18 protein-coding genes, 3 pseudogenes and 1 riboswitch are annotated in these 25,865 nt (G+C 30.9%); of the genes and pseudogenes, 13 read left to right on the top strand and 8 right to left on the bottom strand.

Going from position 1 to position 25,865, the window contains the following annotated elements; all coding sequences use genetic code 11:
• The first annotated feature begins 117 nt into the window (after window positions 1-117).
• Both secA and prfB read left to right on the top strand, forming a co-directional pair.
• Entirely contained in the window at window positions 118-2,628 is a 2,511-nt protein-coding gene (gene secA / locus AC0N0V_RS00795; protein WP_474461641.1) for a preprotein translocase subunit SecA, read from the top strand.
• Between the two features lie 105 nt (window positions 2,629-2,733).
• Window positions 2,734-3,844 (top strand): peptide chain release factor 2 gene (prfB, locus tag AC0N0V_RS00800; protein ID WP_474461642.1). Its coding sequence is split into 2 segments (ribosomal slippage): window positions 2,734-2,811 and window positions 2,813-3,844, totalling 1,110 coding nucleotides; the frame shifts between segments, so codons are not numbered across the junction.
• Between the two features lie 238 nt (window positions 3,845-4,082).
• Here prfB and AC0N0V_RS00805 read toward each other — a convergent pair.
• Complete coding sequence (locus AC0N0V_RS00805) at window positions 4,083-5,417, bottom strand: M28 family metallopeptidase (protein WP_474461643.1); 1,335 nt, start codon at window positions 5,415-5,417, stop codon at window positions 4,083-4,085.
• A 210-nt stretch (window positions 5,418-5,627) separates the two neighbouring features.
• On the opposite strand from AC0N0V_RS00805, the gene AC0N0V_RS00810 reads away from it, so the two are divergent.
• The 7 genes from AC0N0V_RS00810 to AC0N0V_RS00840 all read left to right on the top strand — a co-directional run bounded on the left by AC0N0V_RS00810 (window position 5,628) and on the right by AC0N0V_RS00840 (window position 14,765).
• On the top strand, window positions 5,628-7,793 hold the full coding sequence (locus AC0N0V_RS00810; RefSeq protein WP_474461644.1) for a Tex family protein: 2,166 nt from the start codon (window positions 5,628-5,630) through the stop codon (window positions 7,791-7,793).
• A 112-nt stretch (window positions 7,794-7,905) separates the two neighbouring features.
• Window positions 7,906-8,024: riboswitch (FMN riboswitch) on the top strand.
• A gap of 126 nt (window positions 8,025-8,150) precedes the next feature.
• Entirely contained in the window at window positions 8,151-8,774 is a 624-nt protein-coding gene (locus tag AC0N0V_RS00815; protein ID WP_474461646.1) for an ECF transporter S component, read from the top strand.
• A 135-nt stretch (window positions 8,775-8,909) separates the two neighbouring features.
• On the top strand, window positions 8,910-10,439 hold the full coding sequence (locus AC0N0V_RS00820) for a hypothetical protein (protein WP_474461647.1): 1,530 nt from the start codon (window positions 8,910-8,912) through the stop codon (window positions 10,437-10,439).
• A gap of 80 nt (window positions 10,440-10,519) precedes the next feature.
• Window positions 10,520-10,783 carry an EscU/YscU/HrcU family type III secretion system export apparatus switch protein gene (locus AC0N0V_RS00825; RefSeq protein ID WP_474461648.1) on the top strand — a complete coding sequence of 88 codons (264 nt, stop codon included), beginning with the start codon at window positions 10,520-10,522 and terminating at the stop codon, window positions 10,781-10,783.
• Window positions 10,784-10,794: 11 nt separating this feature from the next.
• Window positions 10,795-11,481, top strand: coding sequence for a metallophosphoesterase (locus AC0N0V_RS00830; RefSeq protein ID WP_474461649.1), 687 nt, complete (start codon window positions 10,795-10,797; stop codon window positions 11,479-11,481).
• A gap of 141 nt (window positions 11,482-11,622) precedes the next feature.
• A complete protein-coding gene (locus AC0N0V_RS00835) occupies window positions 11,623-11,904 on the top strand; it encodes an ArsR/SmtB family transcription factor (RefSeq protein ID WP_474461650.1) in 282 nt (93 codons plus the stop codon).
• A 305-nt stretch (window positions 11,905-12,209) separates the two neighbouring features.
• Window positions 12,210-14,765 (top strand): DsrE/DsrF/DrsH-like family protein, encoded by a 2,556-nt coding sequence (locus AC0N0V_RS00840; RefSeq protein WP_474461651.1) that lies wholly within the window; start codon window positions 12,210-12,212, stop codon window positions 14,763-14,765.
• A 358-nt stretch (window positions 14,766-15,123) separates the two neighbouring features.
• Here the strand turns inward: AC0N0V_RS00840 and AC0N0V_RS00845 are convergent.
• Window positions 15,124-15,600 (bottom strand): annotated as a pseudogene (locus tag AC0N0V_RS00845) (IS91 family transposase); the annotation flags it as partial.
• Window positions 15,587-16,411 (bottom strand): annotated as a pseudogene (locus AC0N0V_RS00850) (Tn3 family transposase); the annotation flags it as partial. The pseudogenes AC0N0V_RS00845 and AC0N0V_RS00850, both read right to left, overlap by 14 nt.
• 127 nt (window positions 16,412-16,538) lie before the next feature.
• On the opposite strand from AC0N0V_RS00850, the gene AC0N0V_RS00855 reads away from it, so the two are divergent.
• Both AC0N0V_RS00855 and AC0N0V_RS00860 read left to right on the top strand, forming a co-directional pair.
• Entirely contained in the window at window positions 16,539-16,718 is a 180-nt protein-coding gene (locus AC0N0V_RS00855; protein WP_474461652.1) for a hypothetical protein, read from the top strand.
• A gap of 112 nt (window positions 16,719-16,830) precedes the next feature.
• Window positions 16,831-17,286, top strand: coding sequence for a DUF4829 domain-containing protein (locus AC0N0V_RS00860; RefSeq protein WP_474461654.1), 456 nt, complete (start codon window positions 16,831-16,833; stop codon window positions 17,284-17,286).
• Window positions 17,287-17,354: 68 nt separating this feature from the next.
• On the opposite strand, the gene AC0N0V_RS00865 is transcribed toward AC0N0V_RS00860, so the two are convergent.
• Together AC0N0V_RS00865 and AC0N0V_RS00870 are read right to left on the bottom strand one after the other, a co-directional pair.
• Entirely contained in the window at window positions 17,355-18,482 is a 1,128-nt protein-coding gene (locus tag AC0N0V_RS00865) for an amidase domain-containing protein (protein ID WP_474461655.1), read from the bottom strand.
• Window positions 18,483-19,312: 830 nt separating this feature from the next.
• A pseudogene (locus AC0N0V_RS00870) lies at window positions 19,313-19,877 on the bottom strand (IS91 family transposase); the annotation flags it as partial.
• Window positions 19,878-20,182: 305 nt separating this feature from the next.
• Here AC0N0V_RS00870 and AC0N0V_RS00875 point away from each other — a divergent pair.
• A protein-coding gene (locus AC0N0V_RS00875; protein ID WP_474464388.1) for an IS3 family transposase occupies window positions 20,183-21,525 on the top strand; the annotation gives its coding sequence in 2 pieces (ribosomal slippage) (window positions 20,183-20,590 and window positions 20,593-21,525; 1,341 coding nt in all).
• A gap of 308 nt (window positions 21,526-21,833) precedes the next feature.
• On the opposite strand, the gene AC0N0V_RS00880 is transcribed toward AC0N0V_RS00875, so the two are convergent.
• The gene (locus tag AC0N0V_RS00880) at window positions 21,834-22,706 is read right to left on the bottom strand and encodes a DUF2225 domain-containing protein (RefSeq protein ID WP_474461656.1); all 873 of its coding nucleotides are present in this window, start codon (window positions 22,704-22,706) and stop codon (window positions 21,834-21,836) included.
• Window positions 22,707-22,862: 156 nt separating this feature from the next.
• Between AC0N0V_RS00880 and yjbM the strand changes: the two genes are divergently transcribed.
• Window positions 22,863-23,651, top strand: coding sequence for a GTP diphosphokinase (gene yjbM, locus AC0N0V_RS00885; protein ID WP_474461657.1), 789 nt, complete (start codon window positions 22,863-22,865; stop codon window positions 23,649-23,651).
• Between the two features lie 261 nt (window positions 23,652-23,912).
• On the opposite strand, the gene AC0N0V_RS00890 is transcribed toward yjbM, so the two are convergent.
• Window positions 23,913-24,578: an ABC transporter ATP-binding protein gene (locus tag AC0N0V_RS00890; protein WP_474461659.1), complete on the bottom strand. Its 666-nt coding sequence runs from the start codon at window positions 24,576-24,578 to the stop codon at window positions 23,913-23,915.
• A complete protein-coding gene (locus AC0N0V_RS00895; protein WP_474461660.1) occupies window positions 24,578-25,864 on the bottom strand; it encodes an ABC transporter permease in 1,287 nt (428 codons plus the stop codon). The genes AC0N0V_RS00890 and AC0N0V_RS00895 overlap by 1 nt, the downstream gene beginning before the upstream one ends.
• Between the last annotated feature and the right edge of the window lies 1 nt (window position 25,865).

A 25,865-nucleotide genomic window follows, 5' to 3' on the forward strand; every position in this document is an offset into this window, starting at 1 on the left:
TATGTAACAAACTTATAAACAATAGTTAAACTATAGGCTATAAAAGTTGAATAGCCAATGATTAGGTGATATAATCTATAAGGTATATACAAATTTAATATGGTGAGGATGAAAAAGATGAGTATTTTTCAAAAGATATTTGGTTCTTATAGTGATAGAGAGTTAAAAAGAATATTTCCTATTGTAGAAAAAATAGATTCATATGATGCGAAGATGCAGGGGTTAAGTGATTCGGAACTTAGGGCTAAAACAGATGAGTTTAAAGAAAGACTTCAAAACGGGGAAAGTATTAATGCTATTTTACCAGAGGCCTTTGCAGTAGTTAGAGAAGCTTCATGGAGAACAATAGGTTTAAAACATTATAAAGTACAACTTATAGGTGGTATAGTTCTCCATCAGGGAAGAATAGCTGAGATGAGAACTGGAGAAGGTAAAACTTTAGTTGCAACTGCACCAGCGTACTTAAATGCACTTACAGGGAAAGGAGTTCATATAGTTACAGTAAATGATTATCTTGCAAAAAGAGATAGAGACACTATGGCACCTGTGTATGAATTTCTAGGGTTAAAAGTTGGCGTAATACTTCACGAATTAGATCAGACACAAAGACAAGAAGCTTATAATTGTGATATAACATATGGAACTAATAGTGAATTTGGATTTGATTACCTAAGAGATAATATGGTTATCTACAAGGAAGAAAGAGTTCAAAGAGGACTTAACTTTACAATTGTAGACGAAGTTGACTCAATTTTGATAGATGAAGCTAGAACTCCGCTTATAATATCAGGTGAAGGTGAAAAGTCTACTGAGTTTTATAAGGTTGCAGATTATTTTGCTAAGTCATTAAAAAAAGAAGAAGACTATACTACAGATGAAAAAGCAAATGCTGTTATGCTTACTGATGAAGGAATTAAAAAGGCAGAGAATTTCTTTAAATTAGAAAATTATGCTGATCCAGAAAATATGGAAATACAACACCACGTTGTTCAGGCTTTAAAAGGTAACTATATGATGAGAAAAGATAAGGACTATATGGTGGTTGATGGTGAAGTTTTAATAGTTGATGAATTTACAGGAAGAGCAATGGAAGGAAGAAGATACAGTGATGGTCTTCACCAGGCAATTGAAGCAAAAGAGGGAGTAAAAGTAGAAAGAGAATCAAGAACACTTGCAACTATAACATATCAGAACTACTTCAGAATGTTTAATAAATTATCAGGTATGACTGGTACTGCTCTAACAGAAGAGAATGAGTTTAGAGAAATCTACGGACTTGATGTAATTGTTATTCCTACAAATAAGCCTATAGCAAGAATAGATTTGCCGGACGTGGTTTATAAGACTGCAAAAGGAAAGTTTAAAGCGGTTGTAGAAGATATAGTTGAAACTTATAAAAAGGGTCAGCCGAGTCTTGTTGGTACAGTAAGCATAGAAAAGTCTGAGTTGCTTTCTGATATGCTTAAGAAAAGAGGAATCCCACATCAAGTATTAAATGCTAAATATCACGAGAAAGAAGCTGAAATAATATCCCATGCTGGTGAAAAAGGTATGGTTACTATAGCTACTAACATGGCAGGTCGTGGTACAGATATTAAGATCGATCAAGATGTTATAGAAGTTGGTGGACTAAAAATCATAGGAACAGAAAGACACGAATCAAGAAGAATTGACAACCAATTAAGAGGACGTTCTGGTCGTCAAGGAGACCCTGGAGCATCTAGATTTTATGTTTCTCTTGATGATGACTTAATGAGAATATTTGGTTCTGATAAATTAAAAGGTATCGTTGAAAAGTTAGGACTTGGAGATGACGAAGCTATAGAGAGTAAAATGGTTTCAGGTGCCTTGGAAAATGCTCAAAAGAAAGTTGAAGGGAATAACTTTGATATAAGAAAGACATTACTCCAGTATGATGATGTAATAAATAAACAAAGAGAAATTATATACAAACAAAGATCTGAAGTTCTTGAAGGAGAAGATTTAAAAGAAGAAGTTGAAGCTATGTTTAAGGATCTAGTAGATTCTGCAGTAGATTCACATCTTTCAGGAATTGAAGAAGACTTTGAAGAAGATATAGCGAAGCTTATTGACTATATGGAAGACATATTTGTTCCTAAAGATTCACTTACAGTGGAGGACCTGGTAAACTTATCGAATGATGAGATAAAAGAGAAATTTATAGAGATAGGACATAATATTTACGCAGAAAAAGAAGATGAGTTTACAGCTGAACAAATGAGAGAAATAGAAAGAGTAATTCTATTAAGAGTTGTTGATTCAAAGTGGATGGATCACTTAGATGACATGGATCACTTAAAAAGAGGTATAGGTCTTAGAGCATATAAGCAGCAAGATCCGGCTCAGGCTTATCAATTTGAGGGAAGCGAAATGTTTAGTGAGATGATTTACAATATCAAAGTAGAAACTATTAAATATTTATTCCATGTTCAGATACAAAAAGCTCCAGAAAGAGAGAGAGTTGTAAAAGAGACTCATACGAACCAAGCGGACGAGGATTCGATAAAGAAGCAGCCTGTGAAAAAAGAAAAAACTACAGGGAGAAATGACCTGTGCACTTGTGGAAGTGGCAAGAAATATAAAAATTGCTGTGGAAGATTTGAGTAGACATAATTTTTATTAGAGACCAGAAATATAATTTGTTTTAAGATAGAGAAATGTGGTTTTCCTTATAGGTAAAGCCACATTTCTTTAATAAAGGAGTGTGGTTACATGATAATTCAATTAGAAGAAACTCTAAATGAAATAAGTAAGTTAAATGAAACTATAAAAGAGATTAGGGATTCTCTTTGACATAGAAGGCATAAAAAATAGAGTAGAAGAATTGCAGAAGGTAATGCAACAACCAGAATTTTGGAATGATGTAAATAAGGCTCAAGAGATAACTGGTGAAGAGAAGCTCCTTAAAGGAAGATTAGATAGATACATAGAACTTGAGGAAAGAATAAGTGATTCTGAGTTTTTAGTAAGGCTTGCAGTGGAAGAAGACGATGTATCATCTGCAAAAGAAATTGTAAGGGAAGTAGATGACATTAGAAGAGAAGTTGAGAGGTTTAGAATAGAAGTCCTACTTTCAGGAGAATACGATAAAAACATTGCGATATTAGACCTACATGTAGGTGTTGGAGGAACTGATGCTCAGGATTGGACTGAGATGCTTTTAAGGATGTATACTAGATGGGCCGAAAGAAATGGCTTTAAAGTTGAAACAATAGATTTACTTACCGCAGAAGATGCTGGAATAAAAAGTGCAACTCTAAGGGTAGTAGGAGAGTTTGCATATGGATACTTAAAAGCAGAAAAAGGAATTCATAGGTTAGTCAGAATATCTCCTTTTAATTCCAATGGCAAGAGACAGACGTCCTTTGCTTCTATTGAAGTTCTGCCGGAACTTACTAGCAGCCAAGACATAGATATAAGACCGGAAGATTTAAGAGTAGATACCTATAGGGCTGGAGGTGCTGGGGGCCAACATGTAAATAAAACTGAGTCAGCAATAAGGATAACGCACATACCTACTGGCATAGTTGTTCAATGCCAAAATCAAAGGAGTCAACATCATAATAAAGATGAGGCTATGAAAATGCTTAAGGCAAAGCTTGTAGAGCTAAAAGAGAGAGCACACAAGGAAAAGATAGAAGATCTTACAGGAGAGCTTAAAGACATTGGTTGGGGTAGTCAAATAAGATCCTATGTATTTCAACCATATACCCTTGTTAAAGACCATAGAACTGGTGTTGAGTCTGGTAATATAAATGCTGTAATGGACGGAGAAATTGACGAGTTTATCAGTGAATATTTAAAGCAGAATAGTAAAAGCTAAATAGTTTAAATACAAGAGAGTTACTTAGTAATAAAGCTTATTAAGATCTAATGATTTAATTCAGTATAATAAAGCACTATCAAAGTTTAAAGGTGTATCGTATAGGGTGAAGAAATAAAAAACCCATCGATACATTCTGACAAATAAATTTTGATAGTGCTTTCACTATGAAAAATGAGTACTAAATTTTTAAATAAAGTGAATTACAAGATAGTTATTTGTTATCCGAGTATATATTTTAATGACTAGGTTTTTGAAATTTAATACAAAGAATAATAGCTATTAATGAAATTAAGATTAATTCCTTATAATAAATAAGTATCAGATTGTTTCCAAATCCGTGATTTACAACCTCTCTAGAAGCTACTTTAAAAGACCTATTTATAGTGCTATCACTTATAAATTTAGCTTTATCATTTGGTGTGTGGATTCTAGATATATCTGAGTCAGAAAGAGTAATAGCATCTATGCCTTGTTTTCTAAAGTACTCGTGATCGCTTGCATCCTCAAATAGATAGTTAAATTCAATTTTATTTCTAGAACATAGTTTTGCAATTTCTTTTATTAATGGAGAGTTCTCTGTATCCTTACTGCCACCCATAATATAAAGTGGTACAGGCTGGTCGCTGCCTATCATATCAAAATTTATAACCTTAGCTCCTTTTAGATTATATTTATATTTATTTACAAAGGCTGTCGAACCAAGACATCCAAATTCTTCAGCATTAAAGCCTGCGAATATAATATTTCTATCTGGTTTACCTAATGAGTTTATATATTTGCTTAGCTCTAACAGGAAAGCTGTACCTGATGCGTTATCCAAGGCCCCACTATATATGCTACCTCCTAAGTCGGCTCCTATATGATCAAAGTGAGCTGAAAGCACAAGAGGCGGGAGTGAAGGGTCCTTACCTTCTATATAAGCTGTAATATTATTTAAGGATGTATTCTTAGTTTCAAAAGGTATAAAGCAATTTATAGTATAATTCTGTTTTATATAGTCTTTTAGTTCATTTACAGTATTTTTGGTGGTCATAATATACATGCTATAAGGGGATGAGTTTATAAATGAGCTTCTAAAAGTAAGTTTATTATCTTCTGTAACATAAAATAAAAAGTAGTCATTATTTTGTTGAATTTGTAAATGACCATTACTAAACGTAATTTTATCTTTTTTATTAAACGAAATATTGTTCTTCCTAAAGTTTAATAAATCTTCCTTATAATCAACTCCATATTGATATTCTTTTATTAAGAACCCCTTAGAATCAGTAACAGTTAAATAAGGTTTGTCCTTAATTTTATGAGGATATACTGTTTCAAACTGTTGAAAATAACTACCCTCGTAAGGTTTTAAATTATTATTTTCAAACTCACTTTTTATATATAGTGCAGCTGTATCATTTTCTATAGTACCAGCAAGTCTACCTTTTAAGCTATCTGAAGATAGATAATCTATGTACCTTTTCACTGAGTTATGATTGAAAGAGTGAATAGAAAGATGAATTTGAAAACTAAAATTAAGAATGATACAAAATATAATTATGAATACAGACAGTAATTTGTTTTTCATTTTATTTCTCCTTAAGAAAAGATGTCTATAAATATATATTAATTTGCAAAATACTATATGATTATTGTAATATATTTTTATGTGATAAAATAAAAAAAGGAAATTAAAGCATTATATTGAAATTAAATTAAGGATTTGCTAAAACCTAGATGTGGTGACATAATAATAAGTAACTACACAAAATTGCTAATAATGTAACTGGAGGTAAGGATGAATATAATAGTAGAAAGACTTGTAAAAGAATTAGGATTGGATAAGAAGGATGTTGAAAGCGTAATTGAACTTCTAGATGGAGGAAATACCGTACCTTTCATAGCTAGATATAGAAAAGAAATGACAGGTGGCATGAGTGATGTAACTCTTAGAAATTTATTTGAAAGACTTACATATTTGAGGAATCTTGAAGCAAGGAAAGAAGATGTTATACGACTTATCGAAGAGCAGGGGAAGTTAACTGAGGAACTAAAGAAGACTATAATAAAGTGTGAAACTTTGACGGAAGTAGAAGATATATATAGACCTTATAAGCCTAAAAAAAGAACACGAGCTACAATTGCTCAAGAAAAGGGGCTAAAACCGCTTGCGGAGGTTATTTTGAATGGTGAATTTAAAGGGGAAATAAAAGAGTATGCGGCAGAATTTATTAATGAAGAAAAAGAAGTAAAATCTGTTGAAGAGGCACTTCAAGGGGCAATGGATATAGTAAGCGAGATTATATCAGATGAGGCGGAGTTCAGAAAGTGGATTAGGGAACTTATACATAGAGAAGGATTCATTGAAACAAATGGAGAAAGTAAAGAAACTACACCTTATGAGATGTATTACGAATATAAGGAAGCAGTTAAGAATATACCACCGCATAGAATCCTGGCTATTAACAGAGGTGAAAAAGAAAAAATACTTTCGGTTAAGATAACTACAGATATGGATAAAATTATATCATATTTGAATAGAAAGTGTTTAAAAGGAAATCAAATCACGGATGTATATATAGAAGAAAGTGTAAAGGATTCATTAAAAAGGCTCATATACCCATCAATTGAAAGGGAGATAAGATCAGAGCTCACGGATATAGGAGAAGAAGGTGCTATAAAAATATTTAAGGCTAACTTGAAAGCTCTTTTAATGCAAGCGCCTATAAAGGGAAAAATTGTACTTGGTTTTGACCCTGGGTTTAGAACAGGATGCAAAATAGCAGTGCTAGATGACACTGGAAAGTTATTAGATACAGATACTGTATATGCTACAGCATCACCAAATCAAGTGGAAGATTCTATAAAAAAACTTAAAGATTTAGTATATAGACATAATGTTGATGTTATATCTTTAGGTAATGGAACAGCAAGTAGAGAATCAGAAGAGATTATTGTAAGACTTCTTAAAGAAGTTAAAGAGGAAAAAGGAAAAGAACTTTACTATGTAGTAGTTTCAGAGGCGGGAGCATCAGTATATTCTGCATCTGAACTTGCTGCAAAAGAATATCCTGATATAAATGTTTCACTAAGAGGAGCTATATCTATAGGAAGAAGACTTCAAGACCCTCTTGCAGAACTTGTAAAAATAGATCCCAAATCAATAGGCGTTGGACAGTACCAGCATGATGTTGCTTCTAAAAAATTAGATGAATCTTTAAGTGGAATAGTAGAGGATTCTGTTAACAATGTAGGAGTAGATTTAAATATAGCAACACCTTCTCTTTTGAGCTATGTATCAGGCATAAATTCTACAATATCACAAAACATTGTAGCCTATAGAGAGGAAAATGGTAAATTTAAGAGTAGGAAGGAACTTTTAAAGGTTAAAAGATTGGGTGCTAAGGCATTTGAACAGTGTGCTGGTTTCTTAAGAGTCATGGAAAGCAAGGAACCATTGGACAATACATCAGTTCATCCAGAGTCTTATGATGCTGCTAAAGGCTTATTAAGTAGATTAGGATATATGTTGGAAGACTTAAAAAATAATAAGCTTACAGATATTGATGAAAGAGTTAAAGAAGTTGGAATTGACAATTTAGCTGAGGAGTTAAAAACAGGGGTTCCAACTCTTAATGATATAATAAAAGAGATTAAGAAACCAGGTAGGGATCCAAGAGAAGAATTGCCAAAGCCAATATTAAAAACAGGTATAATAGAAATGTCACATCTTAAGCCAGGAATGGTGCTTATGGGAACAGTAAGAAATGTAGCTGATTTCGGAGCTTTTGTGGATATTGGTGTTCATCAAGATGGATTAGTTCATAAAAGTCAGCTTTCGGATAGATTTGTAAAGCATCCGCTAGATGTAGTTCAGGTTGGAGACATTATTGAAGTCAGAGTTCTTGAAGTAGATGAAAAGAGAAAGAGAATAGCTTTAACTATGAAAAAACAAGAAATTTAAAGGTTTAAGTATTCTATTCTTATAATCAATCTAAAATCTAGTGTATTTTAAATGCTATATCTTGTATTTTATAATGACATGTACTATAATAAGAGTAGAAAAATTAACAATTTAATATCTTCAGGGCGGGGCGAAATTCCCCACCGGCGGTATAGCCCGCGAGCCTAGTTTTAGGTATGACTCGGTGAAACTCCGAGGCCGACAGTAAAGTCTGGATGAAAGAAGGTAAGGTATAATGTTTATTCGCCCTGGCATTTTTGTCAGGGTTTTTTATTATACTATTCACCTTCCCCGCAGTAAGAATTGTTCTTATAAGATTATTGCTAAACTATTAATTAAATTATGGAGGGTGTATTTATGAGAAATGGAAAGTTAAACAAGTTGGTTAAAATTTCATTATTAGGGGTTATCGGATTTCTTCTTATGTTCATTGAGATAGCAACTCCGCTATTTCCTACATTTTTAAAAATTGATATAAGTGATTTGCCTGCTTTAATTGGAGCGTTTGCACTCGGACCAACAGCTGGAATAGTTATAGAACTTTTAAAGAATATTCTTCATGGTATATTTAAAGGAGGAACAGCATTCATAGGTGAGCTTGCGAATTTTGCAGTTGGTTCAGTATTAGTATTTATAGCAGGATATGTATACAATAAGAATAAGAGTAAAAAAGCTGCATTAATTGGTTTAGTAGCAGGAACCTTAGCAATGACAGTAGCAGCTAGTCTTCTTAACTATTTTATACTTCTGCCTTTATATGAAAAAGTTTTAAACTTCCCAATAAGTGCAGTGGTTGGAATGGGGCATAAATTAAATAGCAGTATTACAGATTTGAAAACATTTATTATTTGGTCTATAGCTCCTTTTAACTTGATAAAAGGAATTATACTTTCTGCTTTAACTATGGCAGTATACAAAAGTGTATCTCCTATACTTCATCAAGAGGCTGTAAAAAATGGAGAGTTTGCAAAGAATAATTAAGATGTTAAAATTAATCCGAGATAAGTCTCGGATTTTTTTTTATCTAATACTAAGAACTATGTTTATAAAGATTATTTATGTACGATAATAGAGTATTGGTAAGTGCCAAGTGCCGGCTTAAAAGGGGGTATTAGTGTGGCGGGAATAGGAAATATAAACAATATAAATGATCTGAATTCGAGAAAGATTCTTAGAAGATTATCCTTTAACGTAGGAGAAAATTTTTCAGCGAGAGTTATAAATTTAGATAAATTAACTGGAGAAGTAATATTAAAGCTTTTAGACGGATGGCAATTTTCTGCTAAGCTTCAAGAAAATACTGACGTGCTTTCAGAGGGACTTATAAAGTTTGAAGTAGAAGGTTTTGAAGATGGGAAAGTGCTACTCAAGATGTTAGGTTCTAATGATAAAAGACAAGGCTCAGAAAAAAGCTCCATAGAAACCTTATTAAAGGAAAAAGGTATAAGTGTAGGTAAAGATGATTATGAACTTTTAGATAAAATGATAAAACATAATATCCCTTTAACTAGAGAAAATATTTCTAATATAAAGACTTTAGTAGACTTTCAAGGTAAGATAAAGTTAAATAGTGATGAAGTAGATACATTTATTAATAAGTACATTCAAAGTAAAGGTATAGATTCTAATAATAATGAAGCAACTAATGTAAAAAGTATACTAAAAGGATTTTTTAATGAATTAAAAAATATATCAGAAGAGGATATTATAACTCTATTTGAGAACAATGTAGATCTAACCGAGGAAAATATTAAAAGTTTTAATGATGTATTTAAAGGTGAATCCTCTATATATAAAGATGTAAAGGAACTAGGAGATAAGTTACCAAGTATAATTAATAAGAAAGATGAGATTAATCAACAAAGTGAACTAAGTAATAAAGGAAATATTAATAAGGCTACAAATTTAAATAGTGAACAACTCAAAGATAATGTAGATGAAGCTATAAGTAAACAGAATGTTGATTCAAATAGCTTAGAAAGCATTAGGAGTAGCTCATCCGAAAAAGCCTCCAATGATATTAAACTAAATGATAATGAAAAAATTAAAGGTGAATTGAATAAGGTAATAAAAAAGGAATACAGTATTGAGGATATAGCTAAGAATATAAAAGAGCAAGTGAGTGGTAAAACTGAAGAAATAAAAACTATAATAAAAACAGTTTTAGAACAAAAAAATGAATTAAAGCCAGAAGCATATAGTAATTTAATGCAGGCATTAGATAAGAATATAAATGACTTTAAAGTATTTAACTCTATGTCAAATCAATATTATTATCTTGATTTACCAGTAAACTTTCATAATCATGAATATGAATGTAAGCTTATGATAAAAGATGAGAGAAAGAAAGGGAAGAAGATAGATTCTACAGATGTAAAAATAGCAGCATCTGTTACTACGGCAAACATGGGAACAGTAGATGCTTATATTAAAGTAAAAAATTCTAATATGGATATAGACATAAAATGTGATGAAAAATGGGTTAAACTATTAGATATTGGAAAAGATAAAGTTTTAAGTGGATTAGCTAGTATAGGCTATAATATCTATATAAAAGTTGATGAAAAGCAGGAAGAAATGAATATTACAAGTTGTAGAGAATTTTTTGGAGATAACAATTTGGGAATGATTAATGTAAAAGTATAAATTTACAATTAATTCATAACAAACTATAATGATATTGTGGGTTTAATAAACTTACGCTTCAATTTTGTGAGGTATCTAATATGAATAAAAGAAAGAAAGCAGCAGCTATTAAATATGAACAAGGATATCAGGCACCTATAGTAACTGCGGCAGGAATCGGTCATGTTGCAGATAAGATATTAGAGAATGCTGAAAAAAGCAATGTTCCAATAGTTTATGATGAAGAACTAACAAGTCTATTAAGTAATGTTGATATTGGAGATGCTATTCCTTTCGAATTATACGATGCGGTTGCGAAAGTAATAGCTTATGTGATGGATATAGACAAAAATATAAGTAAATAGAGGGTGATTCAGTGGCGTTATTTGCAATATCAGATTTACATCTAGATTTAACTGGAGATAAACCAATGGATGTATTTGGTGACAAATGGTTTAAACATGATGAGAAAATAAAAAGTAACTGGTTTAGTAAAGTTACTAATGATGATACGGTGCTTGTAGCAGGAGATATATCATGGTCAATGAAGATGGAAAATGGAATGAGAGACTTGGAATGGATTCATAATTTGCCTGGAAAAAAGATTATGATAAAGGGAAATCATGATTACTGGTGGTCCAGCATTACTAAGCTAAATAATCTTTATGAAGATATGAAATTTATACAAAACAATTTTTTTTACTATGAAGACTATGCTATATGCGGTACTAGGGGATGGATATGCCCTGGAGGGGAAAACTTTTCCCAGCATGATGAAAAAATATACAGTAGAGAACTTATGAGGCTTAGATTATCTCTGGATTCGGCAAAGCAGAACGGATTTGAAAAATTTATCGTAATGATTCATTATCCACCTATGAATGAAAAATCCTTAGAATCTGGTTTTACAGAAATATTTAAAGAATATAATGTGGAAAAAGTCATATATGGACATATTCATGGACCATCTCTTGCAAAGGCATTGAATGGAGTAGTAGATGGAGTGGAATATATTTTAACATCAGGTGATTATTTAGATTTTGATCCCATAAAAGTTTTATAATTTTTATGGGATATTTTATTGACATTTATATTCATATATCATAATATATAAATATAAGGATTAACAAATATTTAATTATGATAGTGGGGATAATTTTAATTAAACATTTAGAGTAATAATTTTTAGTAAAGAGGTATTTATATGGATAATAATTTTAAAAAATATAATGATACAGCAGAACTACTTAAGGTTTTAGCGCATCCAGTTAGATTGTGTATAGTTAATGGACTTATAGAAAAAGGAAAATGTAATGTGAGTTATATGCAAACTTGCCTAGATGTACCTCAATCTACTGTGTCACAGCATCTTCAAAAACTAAGAGCAGCAGGAATAATTGAGGGAGAAAGAAATGGACTTGAAATAAATTATAAAGTTTGTAATGAGGTAGTAGTAAATCTAATGAAACTATTATTCGATGAGTAGAATAAATAATTCTAGAAACAAATAGTACAAACTGTGTAAATTGGTTTCTAGCTTAGTTATAAATAATATAACTGCTATTTATCCGATGACTACCCGCTCTAATACTCCCCCTTCTCCAAGGTGGAGTAAAGAGCGGCTACGTCCCTGGATAACGAATTCTAAGCTTCAGATGGAGTTAAAACTCCACCTGAAGCCAAGAATTCTGTTTATATAAAACATGTTGATAAGGTTTTATTAATAATAAGTGTTTAACTCTTTTAGATTTAAATAATAATTTGTTTATTTTAAAACGGGAGGAATTTTAAATGAGTAAAAAGATATTAATTGTCGGTGGAGTAGCTGGTGGAGCATCTGCAGCAGCAAGACTTAGAAGACTTGATGAAAGTGCAGAAATAGTAATGTTTGAAAGAGGAGAGTATATTTCTTTCGCAAACTGTGGTCTTCCATATTATATAGGAGAAACAATAAAAGAAAGAGAAAAATTATTAGTGCAAACTCCAGAAGCTATGCATAAAAGGTTCAATATAGATGTTAGAATAAATAGTGATGTAGTAGGAATAGATCCTAAAACTAAGAAGGTAAAGGTTAATAGTAAGGATAAAGGTGAATATGAAGAAAGATATGATTACTTAATTTTATCACCAGGTGCATCACCAATTAAGCCACCTATAGAGGGAATACAAAGCGATAAAATATTCACCTTAAGAAATGTACCAGATACAGATAAAATAAAGGCTTACGTGGACAATAGAAATATTAAAAATGCAGTAGTCATAGGTGGAGGCTTTATAGGAGTTGAGATGGCTGAAAACCTTAAGGAGAGAGGTTTGAATGTAGCTCTAGTTGAAGCAGCTCCACATATATTAGCGCCATTTGACTCTGATATGGTAACCTACGGAGAAAAAGAACTTGAAGATAATGGAGTAGGAATTGTTTTAAATGATGGAGTAAAGGCGTTTAAAGAAGAGGGAACTGGATTAAATGTATTATTGAATAGCGGAAAATGCTTATATGCAGATATAGTTATACTTGCAATAGGAGTAAAGCCCGATACAGGATTCTTGAAGGATTCTGGAATAGAGTTTGGACCTAGAGGTCATATAATTACAAATGATAAGATGGAGACTAACTTAGAGGGTGTATATGCTGTAGGAGATGCTGTAGAAGTTGTTGATTTTGTAAATGGAAGTAAGACAGCTATTGCACTTGCTGGCCCTGCAAATAAGCAAGGAAGAATTGCAGCTGATAATGTATGTGGTCTAAATTCAACTTACAAAGGAACTATGGGATCATCAATTGTAAAATTATTTGACCTAACTGGTGCAAGTACAGGAAATAACGAGAGAACATTAAAAGCTAAGAATATACCATATAGAGTAATATATCTTCACCCTAATTCAAGTGCAGGATACTACCCAGGTGGAGCACCAATGTCAATAAAGCTTATATTTAATGATGAAGGTAAGATACTTGGGGCTCAGGCATTTGGATATGTTGGAGTAGATAAGAGAATGGATGATATAGCAACTACCATGAGACTTGGTGGAACGGTTTATGATTTAGCAGAATTAGAGCTTACTTATGCACCACCTTATTCCTCAGCAAAAGACCCTGTAAATATGGCCGGATTCATTGCAGAGAATGTTTTAAGAGGTAGACATGAGGTAATACTTCCAGAAGATATTGACAATAGAGATAGAAGCAAAACTCAGCTTATAGATGTAAGAACTGATGAGGAATATAGTAATGGTAGAATAGAAGGTTCAATGAATATACCTGTAGATGATCTAAGAGATAGAATGAATGAATTAGATAAGAATAAAGAAATATTAGTTCATTGCCAAGTTGGACTTAGAGGATATATAGCTGCAAGGATTTTAATGGCTAATGGATTTAAAGTAAAAAATTTAACTGGTGGATACAAAACCTATACTATGAGTAAATTTAAGCCAAGGGATGTCGTGATGAATAAGAGCAGCAATGGCGGTTCAATAGACCTAAGAGGAGAAAGTAGTAAGGTGAGTTTAGAAAGTAATTCTAATGAATTTAAAGAAACCAATTCAAATGATACCAAACAAGATAATACAGAATATAAAGAAGGAAGCTTCGATAAAAATCTAGATGCTTGTGGATTATGCTGTCCTGGTCCTTTAATGCAGGTTAACGCAAGTATTCAAGATATGAAAGAAGGAGAAGTTCTAAAGGTTACTGCATCAGATCAGGGATTCTTTGAAGATATAAAGTCTTGGTGTGAGAGAACTGATAATGAACTATTAGAAAGAAAAAAGGAAAAAGGGATCATTTTAGCTTTCATAAGAAAGGGTAAAAAAAAACAAGTATACCTAAATAGTGAATTAAACGTTGAAAATCAGGATAATATGATTGCACAAAAAGATAACAAAACCCTAGTGGTATTTAGTGGAGACTTTGATAAAGCAATGGCATCCTTCATAATTGCTAATGGAGCTGCTGCAATGGGGAAAAAGGTTACTATGTTCTTTACCTTCTGGGGTCTAAATATTTTAAGAAAGCATGAAAAAATTAGTGTAGAAAAAGGATTTATGGATAAAATGTTTGGATTTATGATGCCAAGAGGAGCAAAAAGATTAAAATTATCTAAAATGAATATGATGGGAATGGGTACAAAAATGATGCAAAAGGTAATGAAGGATAAAAATGTATCTTCTCTTGACGATTTAATTAAGTCAGCTATGAACGCTGGTATAGAGATAGTTGCTTGCCAAATGACTATGGATGTTATGGGGCTTAGACAAGAAGAGTTAATAGATGGAGTTAAAATAGGTGGAGTAGGTTATTACCTAGGAGAAGCTGAAGATTCAAATGTAAATTTATTTATATAAGCAAAAAAGGGCGACTTAACCGTAAGTTAAGTCGCACTCTGAATAGATTTGTATTCTGAAGTTGAGCCGATAAAAACTAGCACCTTAGGATTTACACCTAAATAATGCTAGATGCTAAAGTTGCTCAATTTCAGAAACAAATTATAGAACGAATACCGCGAGGCAGATACTATGGGATTTCAATCTTTCTTATATCACTTAAGAGCTATCGCTCTATAATATTTTAGACAAAAATTAAGTCGATAAATCAAAGAAGACCATAAATTTTCAGACCTTGTCCAAATAAAGTCCATAACTCCCTCTACTCGTATATTATTTCATTACTCCCATTTATACTATTTATGAAATTTTTTTAGCATTACTGAGGTGGAGCACAAATTCTCGGCTCTATTCTTCTTTTAGCTGACATTTTCCCATTACAACAAGGACACAGATTAATATCTATACCTGTAAGTTTTAAAAAAAGTTCTGCAGTATTTAATTTAGCTATAGATTCACTTGTTGAAATTGATATTTTAGGAATATTTATATATTTTTTTAATTTAGTTACACGATTACGATTACTTAAAATTCCATAGTGTCTTATCTTAACAAGTTTCGGTGGAAGCACATGTATAATAAATCTACGTATAAATTCTTCAGCAGTTACGGTCATAAATTTCTCTTTGTTGTTATCACTGTAATCTCTCCATTTAAAAACTACATACCCATTTTCAAAAGTTACAATTCTATTATTGGAAATTGCTACTCTATGAGTGTATCTCCCTAAATATTCAACAACATGCTCCGTATTACCGAAAGGAGGTTCACAATAAACTATCCATTTCTCGTAGAGCTGTTGCTAGAGTATTTTGTCTTGCATAAGAACTTAATTTACCCATTATAAGTGACCCAGTAACTTTACCTTCTAAGGCATCGTCAAAATTTTCTTCAATAATTTTAAGGTTTATACGACCGTTCAAAATACTTTCTATTTTAGGATAATCATTAGCCTTTCCTGTACAATATAACTTAAGCTCTGATATATCTCTGATTCTAGGTGCAAGCTTAAATCCTAGTAGATGACTTAATCCGAATACTTAATCAGTATAACCAGCTGTATCTGTATAATGTTCTTTGATATTTAAATCTGTTTCGTGATAAAGAAGTCCATCAATTACATGAACTGCATCTCTAGCATTGGTATTTATTACTTTAGTAAAAAATGTTGAAAATTAATTACTGACAAATTTATACATCGTAGTACCTTTACCAGTACCATAATGAGGGGTAGCATCAGCATGTAAAGAAGAAACGCCAACTTGAACACGCATACCATCACTTGAAGAAGTGCTGCCATCACCCCAAAAGGCTGATAAAAATAGTTTGTGATGATAATTAACTAGTGTAGCTTGTGCTTTTTTCATAGCATCATCATACAATCTCCATTGAGCTGAATTAGCCATTTGTCTATACGATATACCTGATGTTGAATCTGACATTTTTGATAGCCCTATATTAGTCCTCATAGACATGAGAGATGCCATTAGGATTGTTTTTTCTTCACCTTTAGCAGTGTTGCCTGAAGAAGCATGAATAAAGTTTCTATTAAAGCCTGTCCATTTTGATACCTCTAAAAGTAAATCAGGAAGTTTAATTCTAGGTATATATATTTATAGCTTTAATTAATGGTTTTCAAGCATTATTTGTTGAATTAAATTTTAAGTATTTAACTAAAACGGGTGTATACCTACGCAACTGATCATATCAGGCTTATTCTTCTGCTCATTTGTAATGCTATTATTTATAGTTTCAATAAGACATTCATCAGCTTTTATAATAGTTTCACTTACTACTTTTTCAATGGTAGTAATACCAGGTAATATTATTTTTTGTCTTTTAATTTCGGCTATTGCTATCGAGTTGAATAAGTCTACTGAAGCAAATCTGCAAAATTACGTCTTGATGAGTTGAAGATTAATGGTTATGTTAAATTACTACTTTTTGTGTAAAAAACGCAATTTACGCCTATTTAATGAAAATTAAATATATGGTATACTGAACTAAAAAGGGGTGTATAGACTATATGAGAAAAACAAACTTACTTTTATTGATATTTATATTTTTGTTATTAGGGGGGTGTTCGTCACAAACAGTATCTAATTCATCTTACAACTCTTCACCTGATGAGATTATAAAAAATTATTTTATAGCATATAATGATAAAGATATTTTAAAATTAAAACCTCTCTTAAGTGAACGTCTTAAGAATTCTGGACGTGACTTTGACAACTTAGAATACATTAAACTTCTAAAGATAGATGAATCAAAAGACTATCCTATCTCTCAAGATTATATGGCTAAAGGAAAAGAAGCAGATTTTAAGCCTGAATCTATAAAAGTATTTTTAGTTGAATATGAAATTAAATATAAAGATATAACTAAAGCTGTTAATCCAATTGAAGGAAAAGATACAAAATACTTTTGTTTAGTTAGGAAAGCTAAGAATGAGCCTTGGATTATAGATTCTATAGGATATTAAAAAATATAATATTTTATAGGCGTAATTATAAACTCTATTATACCTATAAAACATTATATTTTTTTAATTTAGTATGTTGTTAATTTTAAATATCTTATACCACTCCAACTTGAAGTAGGATAATAATTATATAATGCATAGTTATAGTGAGGATTTGTATGACAAGAAATAAATACTTGTCCACTTGAACTTATGTAACTTATAATTGCTGAATGTCCCCAAAGTTTATTAGAGGCTTTTTGAAATTGTACTAGATCACCTCTTCTAGAATTACTTTGCCAACTATACTCTGTAGCAATACCCTTACCAACTAAATAATCACGAAGTTCAATTACTCTAATCCAAGCATTTGATCCAGGCTTCCATGTGGATGATGTTGGAATACCCCCTGCATTAATGCAACGAGATACAAAGTTTGTACAGTCACCACCTGGATATTCTTCTGTATCATTGTAATGAGCATATGCATAGTCAGCAGCAGTATCACCATTGTATCCACTATAAGTTAATATGCTTAACTTCAGGACTCCTGATTTAGAACTTCCTGTAGTTTTACTTGTGGAAGGTTTGAGAGAATCTTTATACTCTTTTACAGTTGAGTCAATTTTATTATATCGTTCTGTTAAAATTTTGATTCTATCATTTACGTAGTTATCTTCGCTATCTTGGTTTGCCATATTTGTAAGATAACTATTATAGTCTACACTGGACTGATTATTAGCTTGACCATCTTCTGCAAAAACATCCTTTTCGATAAACCAATTATTATCATATTTTTTTAAAACTATTATATGCTTTTCACCTCTAGCTTTTTGTGTTATATCAGATGAATTCTTGAAAACTAAATCTACACCTTTATCTAAGTTAACAGTGCACTTAGATCCTTTAAAATCTATAGAATTATAATCTAAATATAATTTATAGTTTATCAAATCTTCACCTATTTTTTTGTACCATTCTGCTTTAATCTTATTGTTTAAACTAACTTGTTTTTTAAAATTTGAACTTTTTATTAAATCGCTACTATCATGAGATGTTGATGTCTGGATAGATTGTAACTCGTCATCAAAATATTTTTCAATAATAGATTTAATTTGGGATTGATCTTGATTGTTATCTAAGGTTTTTGCATAAGAAATTGAACTTGACTGCCAAGCCATTATTAAAGCCATTACCATTGTAAAAAAGAATTTCATAATACTACTCCTTTGTTTTTTATTATAGTTTTAATATATATGTTAATGTACTAACGCAATTACTATAACATATATCCAATGTAATTTTTGTAATAAATTGTTTTAATCTAAATAAAATATAATAATTTCAAAATAATTTCAAAAAACAAAGTGTGGAAAATACAATATCATAATTATTAAGGATAGTGGGAGCATCCTTATCATATACTGAAAAGTAAATACAATAATGTGTAGTTAATTGAGGATAAAACCTAGTTTTCTATCACTCAAATTTTCGGTAAACTAAAAATTAATAACTTACTATTCTTATAAACCTGTTAAATAGCTTGAGAAAATAGACAAATAGCTTTCTAAGTTAAATTTACTAAGATGAAGTAAAGTATTAAGTATATATACCATTGTGCAATCAATCGTTGATATTACTTAGAGTGTGTAAAAGTTGAATTTTTCATCCATTTTTTGTCTTAGCGTGGGATTTTACATTTTATCTATACTAAAGTCACACTAATCTAATAAAATCAATGAGTCTCACGTTGTTGATATATAATCGTGGTAAACCGCCATTTGACATTTGAAAATGGTGTTCTGAATTATAAACTTAATCAAGGTTAAAATGAACGTTTAAAAGCACGACCTTGACAAAATTTATAATTCAGAAATGGAGTTAATAAGGTCAAATAGCTAAGTCTGTAGGTACTTTGTTTACTATCATTCTTAGGTATAGTTTTAGAGTGAACAAAGCATGAAAATTGAAGAGTTTTGCTTCTTAGTTTACTATGTTTACTACGTATTTTTATAGTATAGTTAAGTCGGAAATGCTGGATACACCACAAATAGTATAAAAACTTTCCACGAAACTTTTTTGATAGAACCCTAACAGGTATGAAGAAGTCTTTTTTAGAACTTATCCATCTAGTACCATCCAAAGATATCCACCACTAGGGACTATACAATGTATATGAGGATGATCCATTAGATTTTGCCCCTATGTATGAAGTATACTTGTAAAATCTATTTCAGCTCCAAGATATTTTCTATCTCTTGAAAGTTCCAATAAAGCTTCTGATCTTTTTGATTTGTAATGGTTAAAAAGTCTAATTCATGTGGTATTGTAAATACCGCATGAAAATAGGATACAGGTAATAAATCATTTTTTCTAGCTTCAATCCACTTTTCTTTTGCTAACGTCTGACATTTAGGACAATACATATCTCTACATGAATTATAAAAAATTCTTATGTGACCACAATCTTCACATTCATCTATATGGCCTCCTAATTATGCTGACCTACAGTAAGATATATTGCTTATTACCTTTCTAATATGTGACGGTAATTTATGATTTCTGGCATATTCTTCTCCACATTCTAAAAATATGTCTTGTACCTCAATCATTTTTATTCACCTAATAAAACATCTAATGGAAGTAATATAGTGACTTGTTGTTTTAGAGCTATATCCTTTTAACTCCATATATGTTTTCATTTTAGTTCTTAATTCTGACATGTTAACACTCCTTTTTATTTTGTTTGTTGTTGTCCTTATATTCTTGACAATATAAGGTATAAAAAGAAGTGTTCATTATAAAAAAGGGGTAAACTGTACCCTGTAAGATAGACACAGAAAAGAGGCTGTGCTATCTTACAGGGTATTTTTGTATTTAACAATTTAGTATAATGAAGAAAAAAGGGGAGAGTTCTATGGGCAAGTCAAGAAACAGAGACTTCATACAAGCTGAAATAGATATTTTGTCCAAAAATATGCATGTTAAAAATGTTACTCCAAAACAAATTACGTATACAGATGCCTTTAAAGAATTATTTATCGCTGAACATAATGAGGGGATGCTTCCTAGAGATATTTTTATAGAGAATGGATTTGATCCTGAGATGATAGGACAAAATCGAATCGATCGTTGTAGTGTAAGATGGCGTTCAAAAGCAAATCGCCCCGAAGGGGTTAGAGACATACGAAAAGGTAACTCTGGAACAACCAGAGGTTTAGAAGGCGAAATAAGTATTGAAGAGGAGTTAACGCGTTTAAAACAACAAAATCAATATCTAAAGCAAGAAAATTCATTTCTGCGGGAACTACGAAGATTGGAAAGGCAGGTGATGCCCAATTCAAAATTAAACCAGATGAAAAGTACAAAATAATTAGAAGATTGTCAGAAAAAAGTAAATGTTGTCTTGACATAAAATATATGTGCGAAATGGCTGGTGTCTCACGGTCGGGCTATTATTCATGGTTGCAAAGAGAAGATCACCGAATCAAAAAGGAAGAGCAAGACAGGAATGACTTTGAGCTTATTTTAAATGCGTTTCAGTTCAAAAACAGAAATAAAGGTGCAAGAAGCATAAAAATGTTCTTATTCAGGAAACTTGGTATCAATATGAATCTTAAAAAAATTCGTAGGCTAATGGCTAAGTATGGGGTACGTTGCCCTATAAGGAAACCTAATCCATATAAAAAGATTGGTAAAGCTATAAAAAGCCACGCTGTAGGGAATAAAGTAAATAGAGAGTTTTGTGTGGGTAAGCCTGGTAAAGTTCTACTGACAGATATAACTTACATATACTATGGTTCTGGAAAATGCGCATATCTATCAACTGTCAAAGATGGATGCACACGTCAAATACCATCTTATGTATTAAGTGAATCGCTTGAACTTCCTATTGCAACAGATACGATTAATTTTCTGATGGATAATAAAGCATACGTTATATCAAAAGATGCTTACTTGCATTCAGATCAAGGTATCCATTATACAAGCAGAAAGTTTCAAAACTTGATAAAGTCAAAAGGATTTATACAATCTATGTCAAGAAAAGGAAATTGTTGGGACAATGCTCCTCAAGAATCATTTTATGGTCATATGAAAGATGAGCTCAATCTTAGTCAATGTGAAACCTTTGAACAACTTAAATCAGAGATTGATGAATACATAGAGTATTACAATAATGAACGTTACCAGTGGGATCTTATGAAAATGACTCCCAATGAATACTATAGTTATTTGACTACAGGTATTATACCATATTAAAAATTTCACCTAGAAATTAATTTCTAGGTGAACAGCCTGTTTTATTGTGTACTTGACAAAGGGTACAGTTTACATAGATATGCATTGCGAGAAGCCCCTTTTCCATAATATTACTTAAGTTATACCTTTACTTGGCAAAACACTATATAAAATTATTGTTTTTATATAATATTGAGGCTATGTCAGAACTTTTTGTATAGCATATTCATTTTGAGACAGCCCCTTTTCATTATATATTTTAAATTTTAATTCTAAAGCTCTAAATTGCTCGTTATCCACCACAGCTGAATAACGGTTTTGTTCTTTTCCTATTTAAAGAATCTAGAAAAGAACCCTTTTTTATCTTTTTTGCTATCTTCCGAAACATCTTCTATATTGGATTGTTTAGCAGCTTCCTGTTCTTCTTTTATTAAATCTTTTTGATCGCGGCATTTATCTTTGATTTTTGAAGGTGCACCAGGAGTGGCTACTACCTTGCTAAACCAACTTAAAGCTTCATCATGCTTACCAACACGTCTATTAAGTTCACCTATAAGATACATGCAGGAGAATTTATCCATACCTGCTATAGGGAAATCTTCATTGAAAAACGCATTATTAAGGCCTTCTAGAGCTTGATTTAAGAATGCTAATTCATTAGTGTTATCTTCTAAAAGTCTATACATCCAAGCGAGTCTTAGGCAATTTACAGCCATTTTACTAGGCTTAGCTTCCATAACATAATTGTTCAATAAAGCAAGCTTATATCTCTCTATAGCTATATTGACATCATATAATTCTGGATAGTTTTTGCCACTCCATCTTGAGGTTATTTTTTGTTTAATAGCTTCAGTTTGATAGTTTCTAATTTTATTAAAATCGCTTTTTAATGCTGAGTATCCACAGCTATTACATATCCAAACCTCATAAAAATAAGGATTAATTAAAGCATATCTAACAAAGGAATCGGAGTCCTTCTTCAAAACTCTATAGGCAGATGTTTTAACAGTTCTAGCTTTAAAGATATTTTCACATACTGGACATGTAACCTGAACATCATATAGAAGAGATTTCACTTTCTCTTCCTCGCTTTTTTCAGATATTTCTTCAATGCTTTGTTCTTCTTCTTTTTTGTATAAGTTTACACTGCTTATATCATCAAAGCCAAGATCCTCAAGTCCAGAGAATAAGTTTTTTGACATATACAAACCACCTACATTAATAATAATATTTTGATATAATTTTATTATATCAAAATATTAAATGAAATTATATTATTTATTTCACACATTACAATAAAGTAGTATAATAATATATGTCAGAATTAATAAGATTACACTATGTAGAGGTGCAGTGACATGGCGATAGGAGAGTGGAAAACATTCCTGATACCTTATGAGCAGGCGGTCGAGGAATTAAAAGTTAAATTTAGAAGTATAAGAAAAGAGTATAGAAGAAAGAATGAATATTCACCTATTGAGTTTGTAACAGGTAGAGTAAAGGAAATATCAAGTATATTGGAGAAAGCAAATAAGTTTAATATACCTTTAGATAGAATAAGCTTTGAAATGGAAGATATAGCTGGACTAAGGGTTATGTGCCAGTTTGTTGATGATGTTGAAAAAGTAGTAGATATAATTAGAAGTAGAAAGGATATGCAAATACTTTATGAAAAAGACTATGTGACTAATGTAAAGGGGAGCGGATACAGGAGTTATCATGTAATTATAAAGTATCCTGTAAATATGGCTGATGGCCAAAGAGAAATATTAGCAGAATTTCAAATTAGAACTTTAGCAATGAATTTTTGGGCTACAATAGAACATTCGTTAAACTATAAATATAAGCATAGGATTCCAGATGATATAAAAATAAAACTTAAAAGTGCGGCAGATGCTGCATTTCAGTTGGATGAACAAATGTTAGAGATCAAGGATGAAATAAAGGATGCCCAGAAGCTGTTTGAGGTAAAGTCTAGTCTCGTTTCTGATATAATGAATAATATACTGATGTTATCATCAATGGGAAAACATGCTGAATCTACAAGATACCAGGCGCAATTAAATAAGTTAATTGAAGAAGGTGAGGCGTATGAATTGGCTAGTTTATTAAGAGCAACGGAAAAGGTATTAGATATGTATAAATAATTTGTTAATTAAAAACGAAACAAGAAATCTTAAGTCACTATCTCATGTATATAGAGATAGTGACTTAAGATTATTATAAATACAATGAACTATTCCAAAATCGTGAAATTCTAAATTTATAAGAATTTATAAAGTAATATAATTTAATGTGCAATTAGTAAAACCAATAGTAATGTGTCAATAAGCTAAAGTTTTCATTATCACGGGTAAAAAATCATTATTTTTATACGTTTGGAAGATAACAAACAATGGAGAAATTATTTAAATAATTCTTCCATCATTTATTATAATAGTTCTATTACAATAAGATGCTATTTTTGAATCGTGGGTAACAATAATTATTGTTTTACCTTCTTCATTTAGGTCTTTTAACAAATCAAGAATAGATTTTCCGGTACTACTATCTAAAGCACCTGTTGGTTCATCAGCCAAAATTATTTTAGCCTCACTAACTAATGCTCTGCATATCGCAACTCTTTGCTGTTGCCCACCTGAAAGTTCAGATGGTTTCTTGTAAAGTTTATCACTTATACCTAATTTATTTGAATACTTTAGTATCAAATCTTTTTTCTCTTTACTAGAAATTCTACGATGGATTAAGGGTAATTCTATGTTGTCATACACACTGTACTCTTTTATTAGTGCAAAATGTTGAAATACAAAACTAACAGTTGAGTTTCTTATTTTACTTAGTTCAGTGTTTGATAAATCTTTAATAAGAACATTATTTAAATAATATTCTCCATTTGTTGAAATATCCATGCATCCAATTATATTTAGTAAAGTTGACTTACCTGAACCAGAAGGTCCCATTATGGCCAAAAATTCACCGCTTCTTATATTAAGATTTATATTTTTTAATGCTATGAATTCTGATTCATCTTTTCCATATATTTTGTTAATATTTTTTAGTTGAATTATGTCCATTAATCAATACCTCCTATAAGTTCCTTTGTTTGAATCTCTTCAAGTTTCTTAAAAGGTACAAATGTTGTAATTATAACAATTAAAACTACTACTAAAAAAACAAATATAATATATTTTAAGGATATACTCTCCATTGGATTAATTCTAATATCGTTAAATTTTTTAAATTGATAGGAGCGAAGATTATTAATGAACATTATTATTATAGCAAATATTGATGATGCTACTGCTAAGAAGCCTACTTCACCTAAAATGAGCCCCTTTATGTAATTCGTACTGGCACCTGTTGATATTCTAATTCCAAATTCTCTTTTACGATTTAGTATAGAAGATATCATTACTGTAGATATTCCCAAGCAAGATAAAATAACTAAAAATATTGATAAAAATAAATTAATATATATTGTATCACTTACACTTTCTTTAAACTTAAGTAAATCTTCTGATATAGAATTGCTTTTAGCTCTAAGATTTAGAGAACTTGCTTTAGTATCTATGAGATTTTTTATATAATTAGCCTTAGCTTCAGTATTAACTACATAAAAAATGCCGCCTGATTTAGAAAGTATATCTTCTTTAGACATTTTTTCATTATTTCTATATGGAATTATAAATTTATCATCTAAATTAATTAACATATTTGATATATAATCTTGCTCACTAAACCAAGAACTATTTTTATCTATAAACCCTACAATTTCATATCTATAGCCATTATCTTGTCTTGTAAGTATTTCACCGATCTTTAATATATTTTTGAATTTATCACCAGCTAGTAAAGGTACTACTTTTTTTTCATCTTGGTAAAAATCATCGTTATTTAATCCTCTGCCTCTAATTATTCTAAGATTAAGTAAATTATATATACCTCTATCTATCATTAACATTTCTGATGATGTTGGAAATTGCTCCTTAAATGTTCCCTTGATAATACTTTTTCTTAGCTCTATATATTTGCTGTTTTTTGTTAATTCCTCAAATATTGAATTAGTAAAGTCAAAGCCACCAAAGTTAGTTACTTCAGGAATACTATTTATATAGGTCTCTAATTGATTGTAGTTTTGCTGAAAAGTATTGCTAAGGGTGGCATTGTATATGTTTAATTTTACAGTCTTTTTTAAATCAATGCCTTTTCCTTTAACCTGACTATGTAAGTAATTTGTAGAGTTTAACATTATGAATGAGTTTAATAACATAATTATAGTAATTGTTAGCTGTATCATTATAAACAAACTTGAAATTTTTCTTTTAAGAAGAGATTTAAATATTATTTTGAAATATGTCATT

The sequence above is a fragment of the Clostridium sp. CS1-1 genome (assembly GCF_056135525.1).

Coding starts and splice junctions, on each gene's coding strand:
- AC0N0V_RS00855 (WP_474461652.1), top strand. CDS start 16,539: ATGCTATTATTTATAGTTTCAATAAGACATTCATCAGCTTTTATAATA.
- AC0N0V_RS00860 (WP_474461654.1), top strand. CDS start 16,831: ATGAGAAAAACAAACTTACTTTTATTGATATTTATATTTTTGTTATTA.
- AC0N0V_RS00880 (WP_474461656.1), bottom strand. CDS start 22,706: ATGTCAAAAAACTTATTCTCTGGACTTGAGGATCTTGGCTTTGATGAT.
- yjbM (WP_474461657.1), top strand. CDS start 22,863: ATGGCGATAGGAGAGTGGAAAACATTCCTGATACCTTATGAGCAGGCG.
- AC0N0V_RS00810 (WP_474461644.1), top strand. CDS start 5,628: ATGAATATAATAGTAGAAAGACTTGTAAAAGAATTAGGATTGGATAAG.
- AC0N0V_RS00840 (WP_474461651.1), top strand. CDS start 12,210: ATGAGTAAAAAGATATTAATTGTCGGTGGAGTAGCTGGTGGAGCATCT.
- AC0N0V_RS00805 (WP_474461643.1), bottom strand. CDS start 5,417: ATGAAAAACAAATTACTGTCTGTATTCATAATTATATTTTGTATCATT.
- secA (WP_474461641.1), top strand. CDS start 118: ATGAGTATTTTTCAAAAGATATTTGGTTCTTATAGTGATAGAGAGTTA.
- AC0N0V_RS00890 (WP_474461659.1), bottom strand. CDS start 24,578: ATGGACATAATTCAACTAAAAAATATTAACAAAATATATGGAAAAGAT.
- AC0N0V_RS00835 (WP_474461650.1), top strand. CDS start 11,623: ATGGATAATAATTTTAAAAAATATAATGATACAGCAGAACTACTTAAG.
- AC0N0V_RS00865 (WP_474461655.1), bottom strand. CDS start 18,482: ATGAAATTCTTTTTTACAATGGTAATGGCTTTAATAATGGCTTGGCAG.
- AC0N0V_RS00815 (WP_474461646.1), top strand. CDS start 8,151: ATGAGAAATGGAAAGTTAAACAAGTTGGTTAAAATTTCATTATTAGGG.
- AC0N0V_RS00825 (WP_474461648.1), top strand. CDS start 10,520: ATGAATAAAAGAAAGAAAGCAGCAGCTATTAAATATGAACAAGGATAT.
- AC0N0V_RS00895 (WP_474461660.1), bottom strand. CDS start 25,864: ATGACATATTTCAAAATAATATTTAAATCTCTTCTTAAAAGAAAAATT.